This is a genomic window from Magnetococcales bacterium (genome assembly GCA_015228935.1).
Classification (GTDB): Bacteria; Pseudomonadota; Magnetococcia; order Magnetococcales; family DC0425bin3; genus HA3dbin3.
On sequence record JADGCO010000033.1, the window covers coordinates 1 to 18,116 of the forward strand.

Below are 18,116 nucleotides of genomic sequence, written 5' to 3' on the forward strand. Positions count from 1 at the left end.
GACCTGCCAGGGAGCCAGCCCCCTGGACCCCGTTTTCGCCAAGCCCCTGCCCATGACCGAAACGATGAACATGTCCCATATTTCTGTTGATAAACCATGATGGAGATTTTATGCATCCAGACAAGATGACCAATAAAAAAGTGGCCATTTGGGGTATGGGTCAGGAAGGGCGCAGCGTCTTTGCAAGACTGAAAAATAATCCTTTGGAAGAACTTCTCTGTGTGGATGATTCATGCAGTGGACACAACATGATATCCACCGAACAGATGAAAGACAAAATAGAAAAAGGAAATCTCGATGTCATCATAAAAAGTCCCGGAATCTCTCTCTATGATCCGATCATCGACCTGGCCAGAAAGCGTGGCGTGCAGGTCACTTCGATGACCAACATGTGGATCGAAGAACATGGACAGGCAAAAGTCGTTGCCGTTACCGGGACAAAAGGCAAAAGCACCACCGCAAAGTTGATTCATTTTTTACTGAAAAAAGCCGGTATCGATGCGGCCCTGGGCGGCAATGTTGGCATCCCTCTTTATGATTTAAATCCAGGCCATGCGCTCTACATCATTGAAATGTCCTCCTATCAATTGGCTGACTTTGCAGGGTATGTGGATGTGGTCGTTTTTTTGGATCTTTTTCCGGAACATGCCGTATGGCACAGAACGCACGCCCAATATTACCAGGACAAAACCTCGCTTCTTGCCAGGGCACGGAAGGCTGTCATTATTTCCGGTGCTGTTTTGAAAGAGTATGGTCATCTGATCAACGCCGGCGTGCAGGTGACCTGTCATGATGCCATGGAGGGATTTCATGTCCGGGACAACGATCTCTATTGCGGCAACACACGGGTCACACCCGCTCATTCCACCTTGAAAGGTCGGCATAATCTGCGCAATCTGGCCGCTGCCTGTTCTGCCTTGTCGGTTTTGGGAGTGGATCCGACGGGTTATCTGGATGGCATGGCGGAGTTCGTTCCGTTGCCCCACCGGTTGCAGGAAGTGGCGGAACTGGACGGCGTGTTGTTTGTGGATGACACCTTGTCAACCATTCCTCAATCCACCGTGCAGGCTGTTGCGATATATTATCCGCGCACCATGTCTCTCATACTCGGGGGGACTGACCGCCGGCAGGATTATGCCTGGCTGGCCACGGCACTCATGCCCTACCAGGATCGAATCAAATCAATCCATGCAATTCCTGATAACGGGGAACGGATCATCCGGGAATTCAGGGCTGCCCACTATGCGGGTGAGATGTCTTTTGTCCCGGATCTGGAGACAGCCGTCAAAGCAAGCCGGGCATCCTTGACGGAAGGGGGCGTGGTGCTGTTTTCTCCAGCCGCACCACGTGGTCAACGCTTCGGAAATTCCGATGCACGCGGCATGTTGTTTGCGCAGGTGGCCACCATGCAGCCGGCAAACCAGCCAACCAAAACTGGATAGATCAGGCGAGGGTTGCCGGACGGGCATCCTTGATCAAAAACTGGACCTGATCACGATTCCGGTAACTGTTCACGCTCACGGTTCCGGCCACGTCAATGGGGCCTCGCTCCGTCAACAATCGTTCCCCCAGGGGACCGGGCAGAAGACCAAACCCCAGGGTTTCCACGCGCCCTCCCCCATGGGTCAGCCAACATTTGATGTGGCGTTCTTTCAGGATGGTCGGGTTTTCGATGTGGACTTGCGACAGAACAAGAATGGGTTCGGAATTGCCCATGCCGAAGGGCTGGAATTTCTGGATGTGTCTGATCAATTCCAGGTTCAAAACCACCAGGGGAAGGATGGCATCATACATGAGAACTGGCTGGAACAACCTGGGATCATTCTGGGTGCGCACGGCCTGATCGAAAGCTTCCGTAAAAAGATCCAGTTGCTCCATGGCAACGGTGATGCCGGCGGCAGCCCGATGACCGCCGAAACGTTGCAAATGTTTGCCGGCAGCGGCCACAGCAGCAAAAAGGTCCACATTGCGCACGGAACGTCCCGAGCCTTTGCCTTCGCCCTTGGCCGCATCCAGGGCCACAATGAAGGTCGGACGGTAAAAGCGTTCGGCGATACGCGAAGCAACAATGCCGACCACACCGGGATGCCAACCCGGACTGGCCAGGACCCAACCCAGACGCCGGTTCATGAGATTCTGTTCCTCGATCATCCGCAGGGCCTCGGCCAGAATGCGTTGTTCGATGGCCTGCCGTTCACGATTGGCGTTTTCGAGAATCTGGACAATCTCCCCGATGCGGACCGGATCTTCGCTGCTCAACAATTCCGATCCGAGAATACCCTGCCCCAGCCGACCACCGGCATTGATCCGGGGCCCCAATTGAAAACCGATCTGGCCAGGCGAAATGCCCTTGTCTGCCGTGCGGTTGAGACCCGCCTGTTGCACAAGGGCTTGCAGACCGGGATTTTTCAGCTTGCTGCTCTCGCGCAGACCGGCAGCAACCAGAAGCCGGTTCAACCCGACCAGGCGGGCCACATCCGCGACGGTCCCCACGGCCACCAGCTCCAGCAAGGGTTTGAGATCGGGTTCGGGGCGGGTGGTGCCAAACCAGCCCTGCTCACGCAAAAACCGGTTCAGGGCCATGACCAGGTAAAAAGCCAGACCAACGCCGGCCAACTCCTTGTGAGGAAAGGGGTCATCAGTCCGGTTCGGGTTGACAATCGCCACAGCCACCGGCAACCGGTCATCGACCAGTTGATGGTGATCGGTCACAATGACATCCATGTTGACACTGGCAGCCTCTTCCATGGCGTCAAAGGAGGAGATGCCGCAATCCACGGTGATCACCAGACGGATGCCTTCGGCAGCCAGTTGGCGCATGGCCTGCACATTGGGACCGTACCCTTCGTCCAGGCGATCCGGGACATAGACGCGCACCGCCACACCCAAGGCCCGAAAATAGCGCACCAGCAAGGCCGTAGATGTAGCCCCGTCCACATCATAATCACCAAAGATGGCGATGGCTTCACCCTCTCGCAACGCCTTGGCCACCCTCTGGATGGCCCGCTCCATGTCGCGAATCGACAACGGTTCGGCCAGATGTTGAAATTTGGGTTGCAGGTAGTTTTGGGCCAGTGCCACCGTTTCCAGATTGCGTGCTGCCAGAAGGGGGGCGAGAAGATCGGACAGGCCCAACTCCCGGGCCACATGTTCATGGTGAAGCCCTGCCACTGCCCGGCGTTCCCACAACCTCCCCAGGAAGGAAAGATTGGCAACATGTTCCGGAAAAGCGTTCATGACAACCACTCCTGCCGGAATTGTTGAGGGGAAAAGGTGGGACCTGACCCCCGGCGACCGGCCTGCCAGAAACGTTGCCACCTGGACGGCAATCCGGCTGGAACCACCACCCAGGGGGAAGGATCCGGCAAAATGGCACCGGTGGAATCCAGAACGGGTCCGGAAAGAACCACCAGGGAAGCGGTCCCCTCACGCAACGCCGTCATCAAAGGTGTCACCACATGTTCTCCAAACAAGCGCAAACGTTCCTGGCGTTCCTGCACCAGTCCATGCCGAACCAACAGGGATGGTGCCTGTAAATGGATGATGACCTTGCGGCCTTTTGCCATCTGGGCCAAGCACCCGGCGATCCAATTGTCCGGCAGGGTTTCCGTTTCATCCAGAATGGTTGTCTCCCAACCATCGCTCTGTGCCAGTGCGGCCACCAGTGGTTCGGCGGTCCAACACACGCCCTTGACTGCGGAGGGTGACGTCATGTTGCCAGGCGTTGGTTCTGGCTTCCGCTTTTGTTCATGACCCAGCTCCTGTTCTGAATGACCCTGCTCCGGTTGATTCTGTCCCGGTTGATCCTGTTCCGGCGGATCCTGTTCCCGACCGACACCCCAGATCCATGGGGTATTCAGGGTCAGGCGGCCCTGATCCTGTCTGGCACGATTCAGGGGATGACGGGCCAGAATGAGTTGCCCGGTGGTCAAAAGCCGGATCAGGGTGGCGGCGTCCCTGCCTTTGGGCAGGATATCCAGGGTGGTTCGCCCCTCCACCCGCTGCAAAGGCGTTGTGCGTACCGTCATCGGGCGTGGTGTCGAGAGGAGTATGACAGAATGTTGCCCGGCATGCACCTGCCACCCCTCAAGCTCATAGTCGGCCAGCAGGGCCTCGGCCAGGGCATGAATCTCCGCCTGCGTCTGGCCTGTGCGGTGTTTCGATACGCAACGCAATTCGGCCTGGACCTGTTGCAGGTGCGTAAAACCCAGGCAGGCCCAACTGTGACGGGAGGCATCTGGCCGCCCCAGATAACGGGCCAACAAGGAACCGACCGGCAAATCCTGTTCGGGATCGACTCCATAAGGCATCCCGAACAGGGCAAAAAGGCCGGGCTGTTCCAGCGTCGGATCCAGTTCTTCCGGTGGCCATGCCAGGCGACCCGTTTGATGGCGGTCCACGAGATCCGCCCATGCAGGACAGAGCTGCCGCAGAGGGGGATCGTCGCGGACCGTCAGACCCTCGACCAGAAGGATCACGGCGGCCTGAGCGACGCGACGGTCCATCTCAGGCAAAGAGGCTCTCGATACGGATCAGGTGGGGTCTTTCCCGGACCGAACCCAGGGTGTCCAGTTCCTGCAACCCGGCCCGAATCTGTCTTTCGGTGGTTTCGTGGGTGACAAGCACGAGGGGCACCGGCACGGTGGCCTGGGTGGAACGGCCTTCCTGGTGGATGGTTTTGATGGAGATGGCATGCCGGCGAAACACATCGGCAATTTCCGCCAACACCCCGCTCTGATCCACCACGGCCAGACGCAGATAAAATTCGCCCACCAGATCATCCATGGGGAGGACCGGCAGGGGTCGCAAATACGGTGTCTGGGTGGCCAGCAAGGGGACCCGACGACGCACCCCGGATTTCAGATTACGGGCCAGGTCGATGAGATCCCCCACCACGGCACTGGCGGTGGGTTTTTCGCCGGCACCGCGCCCGAAATGCATGGTCGTCCCGGAAAAGTCGCCCGTCACAAACACCGCATTGAATACGCCATCCACGGTTGCCACCATGCTGTCGGTTGCCACCATGGCCGGATGCACCCGCAGCTCCAATCCGGACGCATTGCGTTTGGCAATGGCCAACAGTTTGAGTCGATAGCCCATTTTTTTGGCCCAGGCAATATCGACTTCCGTGACGTGGCGAATGCCTTCGATGCTGATGTGATCGAAATCGAGGGGGGTGCCGAAGGCGATGGCCGCCAGAATGGCCAGTTTATGGGCGGTGTCGATGCCATCCACATCGAAGGAAGGATCGGCCTCTGCATACCCCATCTGTTGGGCCGCTTGCAGGACCTGGTCGAAAGGGAGGGCCTTTTCCCGCATTTCGGTCAGGATGTAATTGCAGGTGCCATTGAGGATGCCGTGAATCTGGTCGATACGATTGGAGGCCAGACTTTCCCGCAACGCCTTGATGATGGGAATGGCCCCCGCCACGGCGGCCTCGAAAGCGAGATCGCAGCCATGTTGTTCGGCGGTGTGCATGAGTTCATTGCCATGTTTGGCAATGAGGGCCTTGTTGGCCGTCACGACATGCTTGCCGTTGCGCAGGGCGGTTTCGACCAGTTCCCGGGCCGGTTTGAGGCCACCGATCAGTTCCACCACCACATCGATGTCGGGGGCTTGCACCACGGCATGGGCATCCCGGGTCAGATCCACACCTTGCAGGGAGAGTCCCCGGTCCCGCTCCAGATCCAGGTCGGCAATGCGTACCAGGTGCAGGTGTACTCCGGTCCTCTCCCGGAACAGGTGTTCATGGGTCTGCAACAGCCGCACGGTGCCGGTGCCTACGGTTCCCAGTCCCAACAATCCAATGCGCAACGTATCCAAAACCCTTGCCCTCCTGGTGTTGTCCTGCCCTGCTTTGTCTCTACTCTGCTCTGCCCTGCTTTGTCTCTGCTCTGCTCTGCCCTGCTTTGTCTCTGCCCTGCTCTGCCCTGCTTTGTCTCTGCTCTGCCTTGTCCTGACTTGCTGTTACCCCCTGCCTTGCGGGGCTCCGCCCCGGACCCCGCCAGGGGGAAGGGCACAGCCCTTCCCCCTGGACCCCCATCCCAGTCTTTTATTTACTTTTTTTCTTTTTTCTCTTTTCTCTTTTTCAGGACTGAACATCCGCCCCGGCATTGAGAAACCTCCTGATGCTGCGCAAGGCCTGCCGGGTCCGATGCTCATTTTCAATCAAGGCAATACGGACAAAATCATCGCCATGCTTGCCAAAACCCACCCCGGGTGCCACCGCCACCTTGGCCTCCTGCAAAAGAAGCTTGGAAAATTCCAGGGAACCCAGTTTGCGAAACTCCTCCGGAATCCGCGCCCAGACAAACATGGTGGCCTTGGGCCTGTCCACTTCCCAACCAGCCCTGGACAACCCATCAACCAGAATATCCCGCCGGCTCCGGTACAACTCGCGAATCTCATCCACACACTCCTGCGGCCCGTTGAGCCCAATGGCAGCAGCAATCTGGATGGGCTGGAACAAGCCATAATCAAGATACGACTTCAAACGAGTCAGGGCATGGATCAGTTTTTGATTACCCACGGCAAAACCAACCCGCCACCCTGGCATGTTGTAGGTTTTGGACATCGAATAAAATTCAACGGCAACATCCATGGCCCCGGGAACCTGCAAAATACTGGGAGCCAGATACCCGTCAAAGCAGAGTTCGGCATAGGCGACATCGCTCAAAACGATCAGGTCATGCTCCTTGGCAAACGCCACAACCTTCGCGTAAAAATCCAGATCGACCACCATGGCAGTCGGATTGGCCGGAAAGTTGATCATCAACGTCTTGGGACGCGGCCAGGTATGTTCAACCGCATGTTTCAGCGAATCGAAAAAGTCCTCTGCCCGCAACAAAGGAACATGCAAAATGTCCGCACCGGCGATGACGAAGGCATAGACATGGATCGGATAGGTCGGATTGGGTACCAGGACCGTCGATCCGGGTGTCGTGATGGCAAGCGCCATGTGCGACAACCCTTCTTTCGAACCGATGGTGACAATGGCCTCACGATCCGGGTCCAGATCCACATCAAACCGCCGCTTGTAGTACCCACAAACGGCCTTGCGCAGACCATGAATCCCTTTTGACAATGAGTAGCGATGGTTGCGGCCTTCCAGGGAGGCTTCGTTCAGACGATCCACAATATGCTTGGGGGTCGGGTGATCCGGGTTGCCCATCCCGAAGTCGATGATATCCTCGCCCTGTGATCGTGCCTTGTATTTCAGGTCATTGACCACGGCAAACACATAAGGCGGCAACCGTTTGATGCGGAAAAATTCCTCTTCCATAAGGCTCCGGTGCGACTTTGATTTGAGTGAACGGTCGCATGACTCTAAAAAAGGGGAGTTCCCCCTGTCAAGTTTGCACCTTTTTTTTCCGGAACCGGAACCGGGACCAACATCCGTTCATTTTCTCGCCAGGAGCAGCCCGTTCATCCTCTCGCCTGGAGCAGCCCGTTCATTTTTTTTCCAGAATCAACATGTGCAGAACAGGATCAGCAAACACCGTCCGATAGTCGGGCAGAATATTCTTTTTATCAAGCTGGGCAAACAGCGCGTATTCGTCATAGGGCCAGTCCGGCCTTTTGAAAATCAAGACATGAGAAGGTCGATAGGTCTCCACCTGCCAGGTCAAAAACAACAGATTGTCGCCATGACCGATGGCCTGTCGGTCGGCCAGGGCACCGACATACTGGGGCAGGGAGCTGGAGACCAGTGCCCCGACAGGGGTCATTTTTTGCACGATCTCCATGACCTGCGCGACATTCTGTTCGGCTTTTCGTTTTGAAGCAACTGTGAATGCCTTGGTGAATACGCCCCAACACAGTGCCGCCACCAGGACGAGACCAACCAGGAAATGCCACTCTCTCCCGCCCTCGATTTTCCCCATGCCAAACCGCACCGGCCAGGACAACAACATCAAAACCAGTACCGCCAGAAACGGCAGAAACAAAATAAGAAATCGCGCAAAAAACACCACTCCCGGATTCAAGGCATTCAAGACAAAGGCCAGGATGACAAAAAACAACGTATATTGAATGGAAAGCCAGCGGGATTTGCCCAGTAAGAGCGACAACAAGAGAATCATCAACAATCCCAGAGCGACAGGAACCGTCATGTGCCTGCCGCTTTGCACGGATACCAGGTATTGGAAATCCTTGCCGAGTTGTTCACCCATGATGCGTATCCTGCCCTGCCAGGGTTCGGGTTGCCAGGTGGCCAGATCCAGGGTGCTACCCAGGGCCTGCACGCCCAGCATGTAATTGTATAAAAAGACATACTTTTCCAAAAGCCGCACCCGCTTCAAATGCAGCTCCAACAGGAAGGTATTCAGGGGAGAGAGGGTTTCATTTGCGGAGGGGTGCCAGGTGAAATGGTCCGGATCGATCCTGACCCGGTAACGCTCGGCAAGCAGGTCGAGAAAAGGACCGTTCTTGACCTGATAGGATCCATCCGGTTTGGTTTTGAAAACGTTCACGGCGGAATGGGCGATCACCCCTTGGCGGGCAACATAGGCGCTCCACGGCAGGGCCACGGCCAGAAAGGCCAGACCCATGACCAGTAGTGGCAGGGTGGCCGCTCCTGCCCGTCTTGCCTGCTGGACAAACAGCGGGAGGATGAAAATCAAACCCAGCAAGACCACCCCAATACCGCCTTCTCCCTTGGTAAACAGGGGCGGAATCAGGCACAAAAACAGTGCGAACGCCTCGATCCAGCGGTTTTGCCAACGCAGAAGCAGCACGAAGGCCAACAACACATACAACAACGTCACCGCTTCAATAAATCCGAGAAGAAACACCGGATCCAGGGGCAGGAGCAGGGCCATGGCCACCAGAATTTCCAATGGCAGAAGAGCCACAGGCATCCCCAACCGTGAACCCCAGATGCGTACCCATTGCTGGGCAACGGGAACAAGCGCGGCCCCGACCAGGAACAAGATGCAGGAAAGTACCAGGGGATGTTCCGGAAACAGATGAAAATACAAAGCAGACAACAACGGCAGAAAAGGCAACCGGGACGGAATGGGCATGGATCGCACCAGCCCCGTCTGCACGACCGCCGTCAAATCTTCGGGTCGTTGGGGAAAATCCAGGACCAGATAGGAGGTGACATAACCCAAACCCCGGTAGAGGCTTTTGGCCAGGGCCAGACTCTCCACCTGATCTCCCAGGCCATACCGCAATGACCCGGGAAAGACAAAAGTGGAGAAAGCCACCCCACCCCCCACCAGGAACAACAAGGTCCATGGCAGCCAGAAGGGTCCAAAGGGGGGAAAGGATTTTTCCTGCCGGTTGAGGCGGATTTCCCGTCCCAGAAGCAGGGCCGGCACGACCAGCACCACACACCAGGCCGCCCAATCCCGACCCCGGGCATCAAGAGGCAAGACCAGGTGAATCAGCGCCGAAAGGGGAAACAGGAGTGCCAGACCAAGTCCAAACCCGGCACACACTCGAAACAGCCCCGTATCCGCATGGGGCACGGCTCCCAACCTGCGGAGCAGCGGCAACCCGTAAGCTGTGGCCGAAAGAGCCATGACACCCAGGGACAACAAAAAACTCCCCACTGTCATGAACGGAGACATGTCTCCCATGCACGGCTCTTGACAAAAGGTGTTGTACGTCTGGTCGGGAACCCTGGGGAAAGAGAGTAACCCCTTCCCCAGGTCAGAAGAAACACGGGGCAGAATTCCAATCGATCAGGAGAATGGATTCATCCCGGTTTGGGGGCTGCGTAGAAAGCTCCCTTGGCAACCTCTTCCCGAGAGAGGGTGAAGGTCGCCGCTTCCTGGGCAAACCCTCTGGTGTAAGTTGATACTTCGGCGCTGGCCTTCTCGGACAACTGCGCCATGGACTGCAACGTCCGCCTGGACTCAACTGTCGAGCTGATCCGAATATTCTGCTCAGCCTCCCTGGCAAATCCTTTCGCCATATTGTCAATATTCATACCCAGATCCACGCCGCTTATGGCCATCGGATGATCCTCTATTGTTCAGGGTTGCATGGCTGTTGCTGCCTCCACCAAAATAAAACCGGAAGGCATCCTCTTCAGGATACGATGTCCTGCCGAATGTTTAAAGGAGAAAATAAAAAAATCTGGTAAAATGCAGCATGTTGACGCCGTGTGTGGGCGTTGCCGATCAACGTTTCTGGAAGTGGCAAGGCACAAGAGGAAAATACCCATGCAGATCATCATTCCCATGGCCGGCTTTGGCGAGAGGTTTCGGCGGGCCGGATATACACTCCCCAAACCCCTGATTCCGGTCGATGGCAAACCCATCGTGGCCCATGTGCTGGATCTGTTTCCGGGAGAAAACGACATCACCTGTATTTGCAACCGGGATCATCTGGCCAATCCTGATTACCGGATGGCGGACATCATCCACCAGCACGCCCCAACCGCCCGCATCCTGGCCATTGCCCCCCACAAGCTCGGCCCCATCCAAACCTTGCAGGCCATCCGGGGTCTGGTGGATTTGCAACGACCGGTGGTGGTCAATTATTGTGACTTCAGTTGCTGGTGGGACTGGTCGCATTTCAAAGAGTTCGTGCAGACGTGCGGTTGTGATGGAGCCATTCCGAGCTATCGGGGTTTTCATCCCCACTCCCTCTATTCATCCTATTATGCCTATCTGCGCGAAACGGGAGGCTGGATTACCGATATCCAGGAGAAACAGCCCTATACGGATAATCCCATGCAGGAATACGCCTCCAGCGGTACCTATTATTTTGCCAGCGGTGCCCTGCTGCAAAAGGCCATGGATGCCGCCATGGCCCAGGATTTGACCACTGCCGGTGAATTTTATGTCAGCATGGCCTACAAACCCCTGCTGGCGGCGGGGCATCGGCTGGCGGTTTACGAAATCCAGCATTTCATGCAATGGGGGACCCCCCGGGATTTGGCAGATTATCAGGCCTGGTCCGGCATGTTTCACGCCCTGGCCGCCCCCCTGCCCCCTCCTCCTCCCCCCCTGGGTACCCTCATGATTCCCATGGCCGGTCTGGGATCCCGATTTGCGCAGGCTGGTTATCAGACCCCCAAGCCCCTGCTGCCGGTCTCGGGACGCCCCATGGTGGTACAGGCCGCCCGGGATCTGCCTCCAGGCCAGCAGGTTGTTTTCATTCTCCGCACCGCCATGCCGGGTCGGGAACACATTGAGCGGGAAATCCAGCAGGCCTTCCCCCACGTCCGGTTTGTCCGCCTCGACCACCCCACCGACGGCCAGGCCCGCACCTGCATGCTGGCCATGGCGGATGTCGATCCTGACGCCCTGTTGACCATCGGGGCCTGCGACAACGGCCTGATCTACGCGCCCGAACGCTACCAGACCCTGCTTGACGATCCCGGCGTGGATGTCATTGTCTGGGCCATGCGCGGCCATCCGGGCGCGGCACGCCAGCCGCACATGTACGGCTGGATCGATGCCCCGGGAGGAAAAATTCGCGCCATTTCGGTCAAGGTACCCCTCTCCGATCCAACCCTTGATCCCATCATCGTCGGTGCCTTCACCTTCAAGAAGGGACGCCATTTCACCGCCGCCGCCGAACGGATGTTCGCCCGCCAAGGCCTGGTCAATGGCGAATATTATGTGGATACCTGCATCAACGATGCCCTGGCTTTGGGCTTGATTTGCCATATCCTGGAGGTGACCGCCTACCCCTGCTGGGGAACCCCGGACGATCTGTTGACGTTCGAATATTGGCAATCCTGTTTTCAAAAACGGCCAACCCACCCCTACTCGCTGGAAAAAGACCAGCGCATTCCAGCCTCGGCCCGCACTGAACTGGCTGAAAAATACCGGCCCCAACTCATGCTACCCCCCGTGTCCTGAATTCCCGAAAAAAACCAGGGGGAAGGTCTCTCTCCTTCCCCCTGGTTTTTCGCACCCTTGATTTCAGATCTGACGGGTCAGGAGTTGCCACTTGCCCTGATTTCAACATGCCGGGGAACGGCGATGGCGGGAGCCTTGACCGGCACCGAGACAAACTCGGTGATACCGCGACCCATGCCATTCGAAGAGCTTTCAGCCGTCGAAACCATGCGCTGTTGTGTATTCTCATTCCGCAACCGGGCAAAGGCCTGGTCCATCAACTCCGCCATCCTGTTGTCCCGCGACACGGCAGAGCGGCCCCCAAAAACCACCACGATCAACCGGTTCGAACCGCGGACCGTGGAGCCGACCAGGTTGAACCCAGAGGCACGGATATACCCGGTCTTGATGCCATCCATCCCTTCGTAGCGGCTCATCAGGTGATTGTGATTGTTGTGGCGCACTCCGGCATAGGTGAACGCTTCCCGGCTGAAATAGGGATAGAATTGCGGATGGTGATAGACCAGGGCGTAACCGAGTTTTGCCATGTCCCGGGCGGTCGTCACCTGTTCGGGATCATGCAGACCGGAGGGGTTGCGGAACGTGGTTTTGCTCATTCCCAGCTCACGCGCCTTGTTGTTCATCAGGCGCACAAACCCCTCCTCGCTGCCACCGATGGCCTCGGCCAGAACAACGGTCGCATCGTTGGCCGATTTGGTCACCAGACCCAACAAGGCATCCTCCAGGCGAATTTCCTGCCCCGGCCGCAAGCCCAGTCGAGAGGGTTGTTGATTGCTGGCATTCTGGGAGACGGGCAACTGCTGGTTGAGGTTGGCCTGTCCGCTCTTCAGGGCATCGAAGGTCAGGTAAAGCGTCATCATTTTGGTCAACGATGCGGGATGGCGCGTTTCATCATGGTTGGTGGCATGCAACACCCGACCGGTCTTGGCATCCATGACCAGATCCGCATAGCCCGCTGAACTGTCCACGCCGGCGCGGGCATGTTTGGCCCGTTTTGCCTTCTGGCGCTTGCCGTATTTTTTCGATTTGTTCTTTTTGGATTTTTGGGCAAACCTTTGGGCAGCACGGCCAGATCCATCTGCCGCATTGACGGTGTACGGATCAAGCGCCCAAACCGATACCAAGAGAACCAAGAGAAACTTAATGATCCCGGCACTGCGACTTGATGGCAACATAACGCGATTTCCCTGTTATGGTTTCCAGGTTGACCATATTGCGCGACAAAAGCGAAAAAGCCAACCTTCTTGGATTGGGTGTGCCGCCAAACGCATCCCTGCGGCTGGCCACGAACCCGTTGACACGAGCGATTGTTCACTGTTGGCGATCCACGCACGCAATTATGCTGCCAAAGTCGGCTCTCCCCAGACAAAACCCTGAAAATAAATTAAAAATATTTCGTTACAAACAGAACCCGAACCCGAAAACATTCCCCCGGAACGCCATGCAATTGGCAGGCTCCGTCAATCTTCATCACTGTCACTTTTTCGCAAATGATTCCCCTGGTACAACAGACTGCCCCGTTTCTCCTACCAAAACCGGCCAACCTGAAATACCCGGAATCAAACCTTGCCAACCAGGATTTTGGCAGAAAAAATGTGGCCCTGAGAGTCAAGCGAGACCCGATCTCCAAAGGATCCTGATGAATACCTTTCAAATGCCGAAAAAGATTTTATATTCATCATTTTTGATTGTCTTGACACTCATATTTCTTGAAACCGTTCTGCGTATCTATGATATGGCCCGCAACGACATCATCCCGCTGGAGCTTTTGACAACCTTGCAGGTCCAGGGGGGGGGTGGCGGCAAGGTGGCCCATCCATTTCTTCTCTATACCAATGGGCGCAATTTTTCCGCCCATCTACCCATGATGGAGTCTGGCCGGAAATTTTATGCCGCCACCAATGCCGACGGCTTTCGCACCCCCAATTTTTATCCAAAATTGCCGGGGGTCGTGCGAATCCTGCTTCTGGGGGATTCATTCATGTTTGGCTATAACGCCAGCCAGAGCGAGACGGTGGCCGTGCGTCTCGAAGAGATGCTGCGGCAGGAGTTCGGGGTCGGTGTGGAGGTGTTTTCCCTGGGAGTCCCCTCCTACGCCACAGTACAATATGCGGTCCTGGCGAGAATTTATTTTGACTATCTGACCCCGGATCTGGTCATTGTCGCAGTGGATCAGAGTGACCTGAATGAGGACATTCAGCGGGAAACGTTGTGGCTCCGGGATGCCGACCAGGCCCCCATCCGGGTTCAGGATGATTATTTCAAGAAAGCCAGCCAGGATTATGTCCACATCCGCTTCGATGCCGACCGGAATATTCACCTGGATGACAACCAGCAAAAAAACACCTCCTGGCAAACCAGGATGCGCATCGGCAGTTCGTTGTACAGGCACTACTTTGACCTGCAACGCCAGATCGAGGCCCTTTTGCCCCAGCTTGTATCCAGACCCCACCCGGAAAGTATGACCACCGTCAGCTACGACGCTCTGGTGGACAAATTCGGGCCTGATTTGCGCCAGGTTGAATTTCCGGTCGAATCCGGCCAGACAAAAAAGATCAGAAAACTGCATGCGGATATGCTCTGGTTTCCCAGGGAACAATCCCGGGACCATTACAAAAAAAGTCTGCACAATCTGCGTTTTGTCCAAAAAAAGGCCGCCGGTCTCGGCGCTGACCTGTACCTGAGCGTGTATCCCTATCCCTGGTTTGTCTCCACCCGGGAGGCGTTGTTGTATCAATACATGACCTATGGCACGATCCTGGATTTCAGGAGCAACCGGGTATTTCCCCAGATCATGCAGGAGTATGCCCGGGAACTGAATCTGCCCCTGCTCGACTTTTATCCCGTCATGGCCGACACGATCCGACAAAACCCGGACAAAAAATATTACGGCCATGGCGATCCGCATTTCAATGGGGACGGCTATCTTGTTTATGCTCGTTTTTTGTTCGATTCTGTCCGGGATGCCGTCGCCCGGAGAGTGGGAAAATGAACAGGCTTGCATCTCTGAATAGACATCACCATAATGGAATATGAAGATCACCTGTGACCCTGCCAAGAGGGAGTGGACTCTTGCCAAACGAGGACTTGATTTTCTTCGTGCTACGGAGATATTTTCCGGTGAGCAATACACCCGTCAGGATATGCGCGAGGAGTACGGAGAGTCTCGTTTCATCACAATTGGAATCCTCGACAACAGGATGGTCGTCCTGGTTTGGACACCGCGTGGAAATGCCCGACATATCATTTCCTTAAGGAAGGCCAATGAACGCGAACAAACCCGATATCAATCCCATTTGGACTGATCCGGACGATGCCCCGGAACTTACGGATGCATGGTTTGAACAGGCCGATCTGTACAGGGGGGGGCAATTGGTTCGTCGTGGTCGGCCTGCCGGTGGTGAAACAAAGGTTTCCACCAGCGTGCCTTTCGATGCCGAAATCATTGCAGCCTTTCGTGCCACTGGTAAGGGATGGCAGACACGCATGAATGATGCCCTGCGCGATTGGTTGCAGTCGCATTCACCAACGTGATTGAGTTTCTTCGTTTACATCAGTTTCATTGCCTTCTTCCAGTGAACGTCATTGTGACAGCGGAAATGCTCAAGGTGGTGCTGGCTGATGGCCGGGAAGTGGCGGCTCCCCTGGCATGGTTTCCACGATTGTTGGAAGCAACCCAAGAGCAACGGGAAGATTGGCGGTTTATCGGTGGCGGAATCGGCATCCATTGGGAAGCCGTGGATGAGGATATTTCTGTAGACAGCCTCATGATGCAAAAACAGTGATGACCAAACTCGATATGGTCATGGCAAGAACCTGTTCATGCCGAAGCTGTTGCAATATGATCGGTAAAAGATAGACTATTTTCATTAAATCGGATATTTTAAGCATGTCAGATGTGAAAGCATACAAATTTGACGCATTCTTGAGCTATAGCCATGAAGACAGGGATGCAGTAAGAACGCTTGCCAGCCAACCCAGGCAGGATGATTTACGGGTTTGGCTTGATGAGCAAGCAATCGCGCCGGCGAGTCCCATTCGACAAAGCATTGTGGATGGATTGGCGCATTCTCGGGTAGCCATATTGACCCTGTCGCAACATTCCATGAGTTCAGAATGGGCCAAAATGGAGCGTGACCTGGTCATTTCTCGTGATCCAAACAACAGCAAGAAACGGTTTATTCCTCTCAGACTGGATGACTGTGCAATTCCAGATGATTTGAACATGTATTCAATTGTTGATTATCGTAATAAAGATATATCAGAATACGAAAAACTCCTGAATTTCTGTAGCCCGGATGTGCCCCAGCATCCAACCGATGATCCAACAAACAATCTCGTCGATTTGCTGCCTTTCATTAATATGACTAAAGAAAACAAAGAGTTGAAGGCAGCCTTGTTGAATATGAAAATTGCAAGCAAGACAGGCCCGTTATTGTGTATTCTGGCAGGTGATGATGACGATGAACATCGTTATTTTCTTTCTCGGTTTGTCAACGAAACATATCCACTTGTCATCAATAAAGCCGATGACACCCGCTACAAATATTGCGAAATAGACATAGGATACTCGACAATTAACAAACAAATTTTTTGGAAGTCAATAATAAAAAACGGCTTTGAAGGTTATAAAAATCGTTATCGTAAACATATTTTTAATAGTTTAAGAAAAGAAGATATCAATGTCAACAATTCCGAATCGTTTTGTCAATCAATAAATAACAATCCAGATTGTATATTATTTTCCTGTCATTTTCACCTTGATAACTTCAAATCTGATGATGAAAAATCAATTCAGACCTGGTTGAATATTTGGCAAGAAATTGCAAATAAATTAAATAAAATTGTCATTATTGCTTTATGCCTTCACAAGAAAACTCAAAAAAATAAATCCGATCTTGCCCAAAAAATAATTGATAAAATATGCAATGGATTTTCCAATTCAGATCCAGTAATATTAAATCCATTATCAAAAATATCGTTCGATGATGTAAAATTTTGGTTAGAACATTACGTGCGCCCAAGAATAAATTGTTCATCGACTATTTATATGGAGCGTTTTTTCTGGAAGAAAATGAATGATAATAAAATACCAATAAGGAATTTTATTTACGATCCCGGCCTGGAATTCATCAGCTTTGTTTCAAATAAAATAGAGGGAGAAGATGAAAATCAATCCTTATTATACCGGAATAATCAGTAAGCCTGCGCAGCAAAAGGGGCAGGAAAAGTGGCGAACTCTACCTTTCCACGATCTAAAAAAGGCAGAAGATCCAGAAGGGTACGTTGCGAATGATCGACTGATTCAGGCGGTCAATGTCGCTTTGATACTGGGCCGTCCCTTGTTGCTGACCGGAGAACCCGGTGTGGGAAAAAGTTCGTTGGCTGCCCATGTGGCCGCAGAGCTTGGCCTGGATCTCATCAAATACAGGGTCACATCCCAGACCACGGGGACCGATCTTTTTTACAAGTTTGACTATTTGGGAGAGTTTCGCGATGCCCAGAGTCGGCGGTCAGTGACCGAACCGGAGATGGTTGCCAAGTCCGAGATGATTGTCCCGGCCACAACGGACGGCACATCACCCTCAAGTGACAATCCCCCAGCCATGGATCAGCAACGGATGCGTTTCATCCAGTTCCAGGCCCTTGGAAAGGCCATCCTGCTGGCCAATGAATGGGAAACGGTCCAGGACCTTTGGCAATTGGGTCGGGATGAATTTAAAGGACCTGCCCGGACTCTGGTCCTGATCGATGAAATTGACAAAGCCCCCAGGGATGTTCCGAACGATATTCTCAACGATCTTGAGGAGATGAAATTTTATATTCCACAATTATCCGACAAGGAGAACAAGGGAAATCAGGGACGGGAAGTCTCCGCCCCCAAGGAGTTACGTCCCATTGTCATTCTGACCAGCAATTCGGAAAAAAATCTTCCGGATGCCTTTTTGCGCCGATGTGTCTATTTTGATATTCGTCTGGAAAAAGAGAAATTACCGGAGATTGTTGCCAATCGCATCAAAGATGGTATCAGCAAGGATTGTCCGCTTTTAAAGGATTGTCTGGAACTGTTTTCCCTGCTGCGCCAGGATGGTTCCGGAATCCGAAAAAAACCCAGTACGGCGGAACTGTTGAACTGGTTGCACTGGTTGCGCTCAACCGGATTGGCGGCGAATGACTCTTTGAAAAAGCAAAAAGAGGCCAACTTGCTTGGCGGGCTGAGTTGTCTGGTCAAAAGCCGCGAAGATTGGCAACTTGGCGAACAAATCCTGACAAAATGGTTGGGTCAATCCTGAT

Annotated in this window: 15 protein-coding genes; 8 read left to right on the forward strand and 7 right to left on the reverse strand. The window is 54.3% G+C overall.

Annotation, left to right across the window (positions count from 1 at the left end; all coding sequences use genetic code 11):
- The first annotated feature begins 110 nt into the window (after window positions 1–110).
- A complete protein-coding gene (gene murD / locus HQL65_09715) occupies window positions 111–1,442 on the forward strand; it encodes a UDP-N-acetylmuramoyl-L-alanine--D-glutamate ligase (GenBank protein MBF0136505.1) in 1,332 nt (443 codons plus the stop codon).
- Window position 1,443: 1 nt separating this feature from the next.
- Here murD and recJ read toward each other — a convergent pair whose 3' ends face one another.
- The 6 genes from recJ to HQL65_09745 all read right to left on the reverse strand — a co-directional run bounded on the left by recJ (window position 1,444) and on the right by HQL65_09745 (window position 9,964).
- Window positions 1,444–3,237: a single-stranded-DNA-specific exonuclease RecJ gene (gene recJ, locus HQL65_09720; GenBank protein MBF0136506.1), complete on the reverse strand. Its 1,794-nt coding sequence runs from the start codon at window positions 3,235–3,237 to the stop codon at window positions 1,444–1,446.
- Window positions 3,234–4,514, reverse strand: a complete 1,281-nt coding sequence (locus HQL65_09725) for a hypothetical protein (protein MBF0136507.1) — start codon at window positions 4,512–4,514, stop codon at window positions 3,234–3,236. Before HQL65_09725 ends, recJ begins: the two co-directional genes overlap by 4 nt.
- Entirely contained in the window at window positions 4,507–5,823 is a 1,317-nt protein-coding gene (locus HQL65_09730; protein ID MBF0136508.1) for a homoserine dehydrogenase, read from the reverse strand. The genes HQL65_09725 and HQL65_09730 overlap by 8 nt, the downstream gene beginning before the upstream one ends.
- A gap of 265 nt (window positions 5,824–6,088) precedes the next feature.
- Window positions 6,089–7,282 (reverse strand): aminotransferase class I/II-fold pyridoxal phosphate-dependent enzyme, encoded by a 1,194-nt coding sequence (locus HQL65_09735; GenBank protein ID MBF0136509.1) that lies wholly within the window; start codon window positions 7,280–7,282, stop codon window positions 6,089–6,091.
- A 169-nt stretch (window positions 7,283–7,451) separates the two neighbouring features.
- On the reverse strand, window positions 7,452–9,584 hold the full coding sequence (locus tag HQL65_09740; protein MBF0136510.1) for a hypothetical protein: 2,133 nt from the start codon (window positions 9,582–9,584) through the stop codon (window positions 7,452–7,454).
- Between the two features lie 119 nt (window positions 9,585–9,703).
- Entirely contained in the window at window positions 9,704–9,964 is a 261-nt protein-coding gene (locus HQL65_09745) for a hypothetical protein (protein ID MBF0136511.1), read from the reverse strand.
- 208 nt (window positions 9,965–10,172) lie between these two features.
- Between HQL65_09745 and HQL65_09750 the strand changes: the two genes are divergently transcribed.
- Window positions 10,173–11,822, forward strand: a complete 1,650-nt coding sequence (locus tag HQL65_09750; GenBank protein ID MBF0136512.1) for an NTP transferase domain-containing protein — start codon at window positions 10,173–10,175, stop codon at window positions 11,820–11,822.
- Window positions 11,823–11,899: 77 nt separating this feature from the next.
- Here the strand turns inward: HQL65_09750 and HQL65_09755 are convergent, their stop codons facing one another.
- Window positions 11,900–12,997 carry a D-alanyl-D-alanine carboxypeptidase gene (locus HQL65_09755; GenBank protein ID MBF0136513.1) on the reverse strand — a complete coding sequence of 366 codons (1,098 nt, stop codon included), beginning with the start codon at window positions 12,995–12,997 and terminating at the stop codon, window positions 11,900–11,902.
- A gap of 464 nt (window positions 12,998–13,461) precedes the next feature.
- Between HQL65_09755 and HQL65_09760 the strand changes: the two genes are divergently transcribed.
- The 6 genes from HQL65_09760 to HQL65_09785 all read left to right on the forward strand — a co-directional run bounded on the left by HQL65_09760 (window position 13,462) and on the right by HQL65_09785 (window position 18,115).
- Complete coding sequence (locus tag HQL65_09760) at window positions 13,462–14,814, forward strand: SGNH/GDSL hydrolase family protein (GenBank protein ID MBF0136514.1); 1,353 nt, start codon at window positions 13,462–13,464, stop codon at window positions 14,812–14,814.
- Between the two features lie 40 nt (window positions 14,815–14,854).
- A complete protein-coding gene (locus tag HQL65_09765; GenBank protein ID MBF0136515.1) occupies window positions 14,855–15,127 on the forward strand; it encodes a BrnT family toxin in 273 nt (90 codons plus the stop codon).
- Complete coding sequence (locus HQL65_09770; protein ID MBF0136516.1) at window positions 15,087–15,356, forward strand: BrnA antitoxin family protein; 270 nt, start codon at window positions 15,087–15,089, stop codon at window positions 15,354–15,356. Before HQL65_09765 ends, HQL65_09770 begins: the two co-directional genes overlap by 41 nt.
- Window positions 15,357–15,409: 53 nt before the next feature.
- On the forward strand, window positions 15,410–15,607 hold the full coding sequence (locus HQL65_09775; GenBank protein MBF0136517.1) for a DUF2442 domain-containing protein: 198 nt from the start codon (window positions 15,410–15,412) through the stop codon (window positions 15,605–15,607).
- Between the two features lie 104 nt (window positions 15,608–15,711).
- Window positions 15,712–17,025, forward strand: a complete 1,314-nt coding sequence (locus HQL65_09780; protein MBF0136518.1) for a toll/interleukin-1 receptor domain-containing protein — start codon at window positions 15,712–15,714, stop codon at window positions 17,023–17,025.
- Window positions 16,988–18,115: a MoxR family ATPase gene (locus HQL65_09785; protein ID MBF0136519.1), complete on the forward strand. Its 1,128-nt coding sequence runs from the start codon at window positions 16,988–16,990 to the stop codon at window positions 18,113–18,115. The genes HQL65_09780 and HQL65_09785 overlap by 38 nt, the downstream gene beginning before the upstream one ends.
- The last annotated feature ends 1 nt before the right edge of the window (window position 18,116 follow it).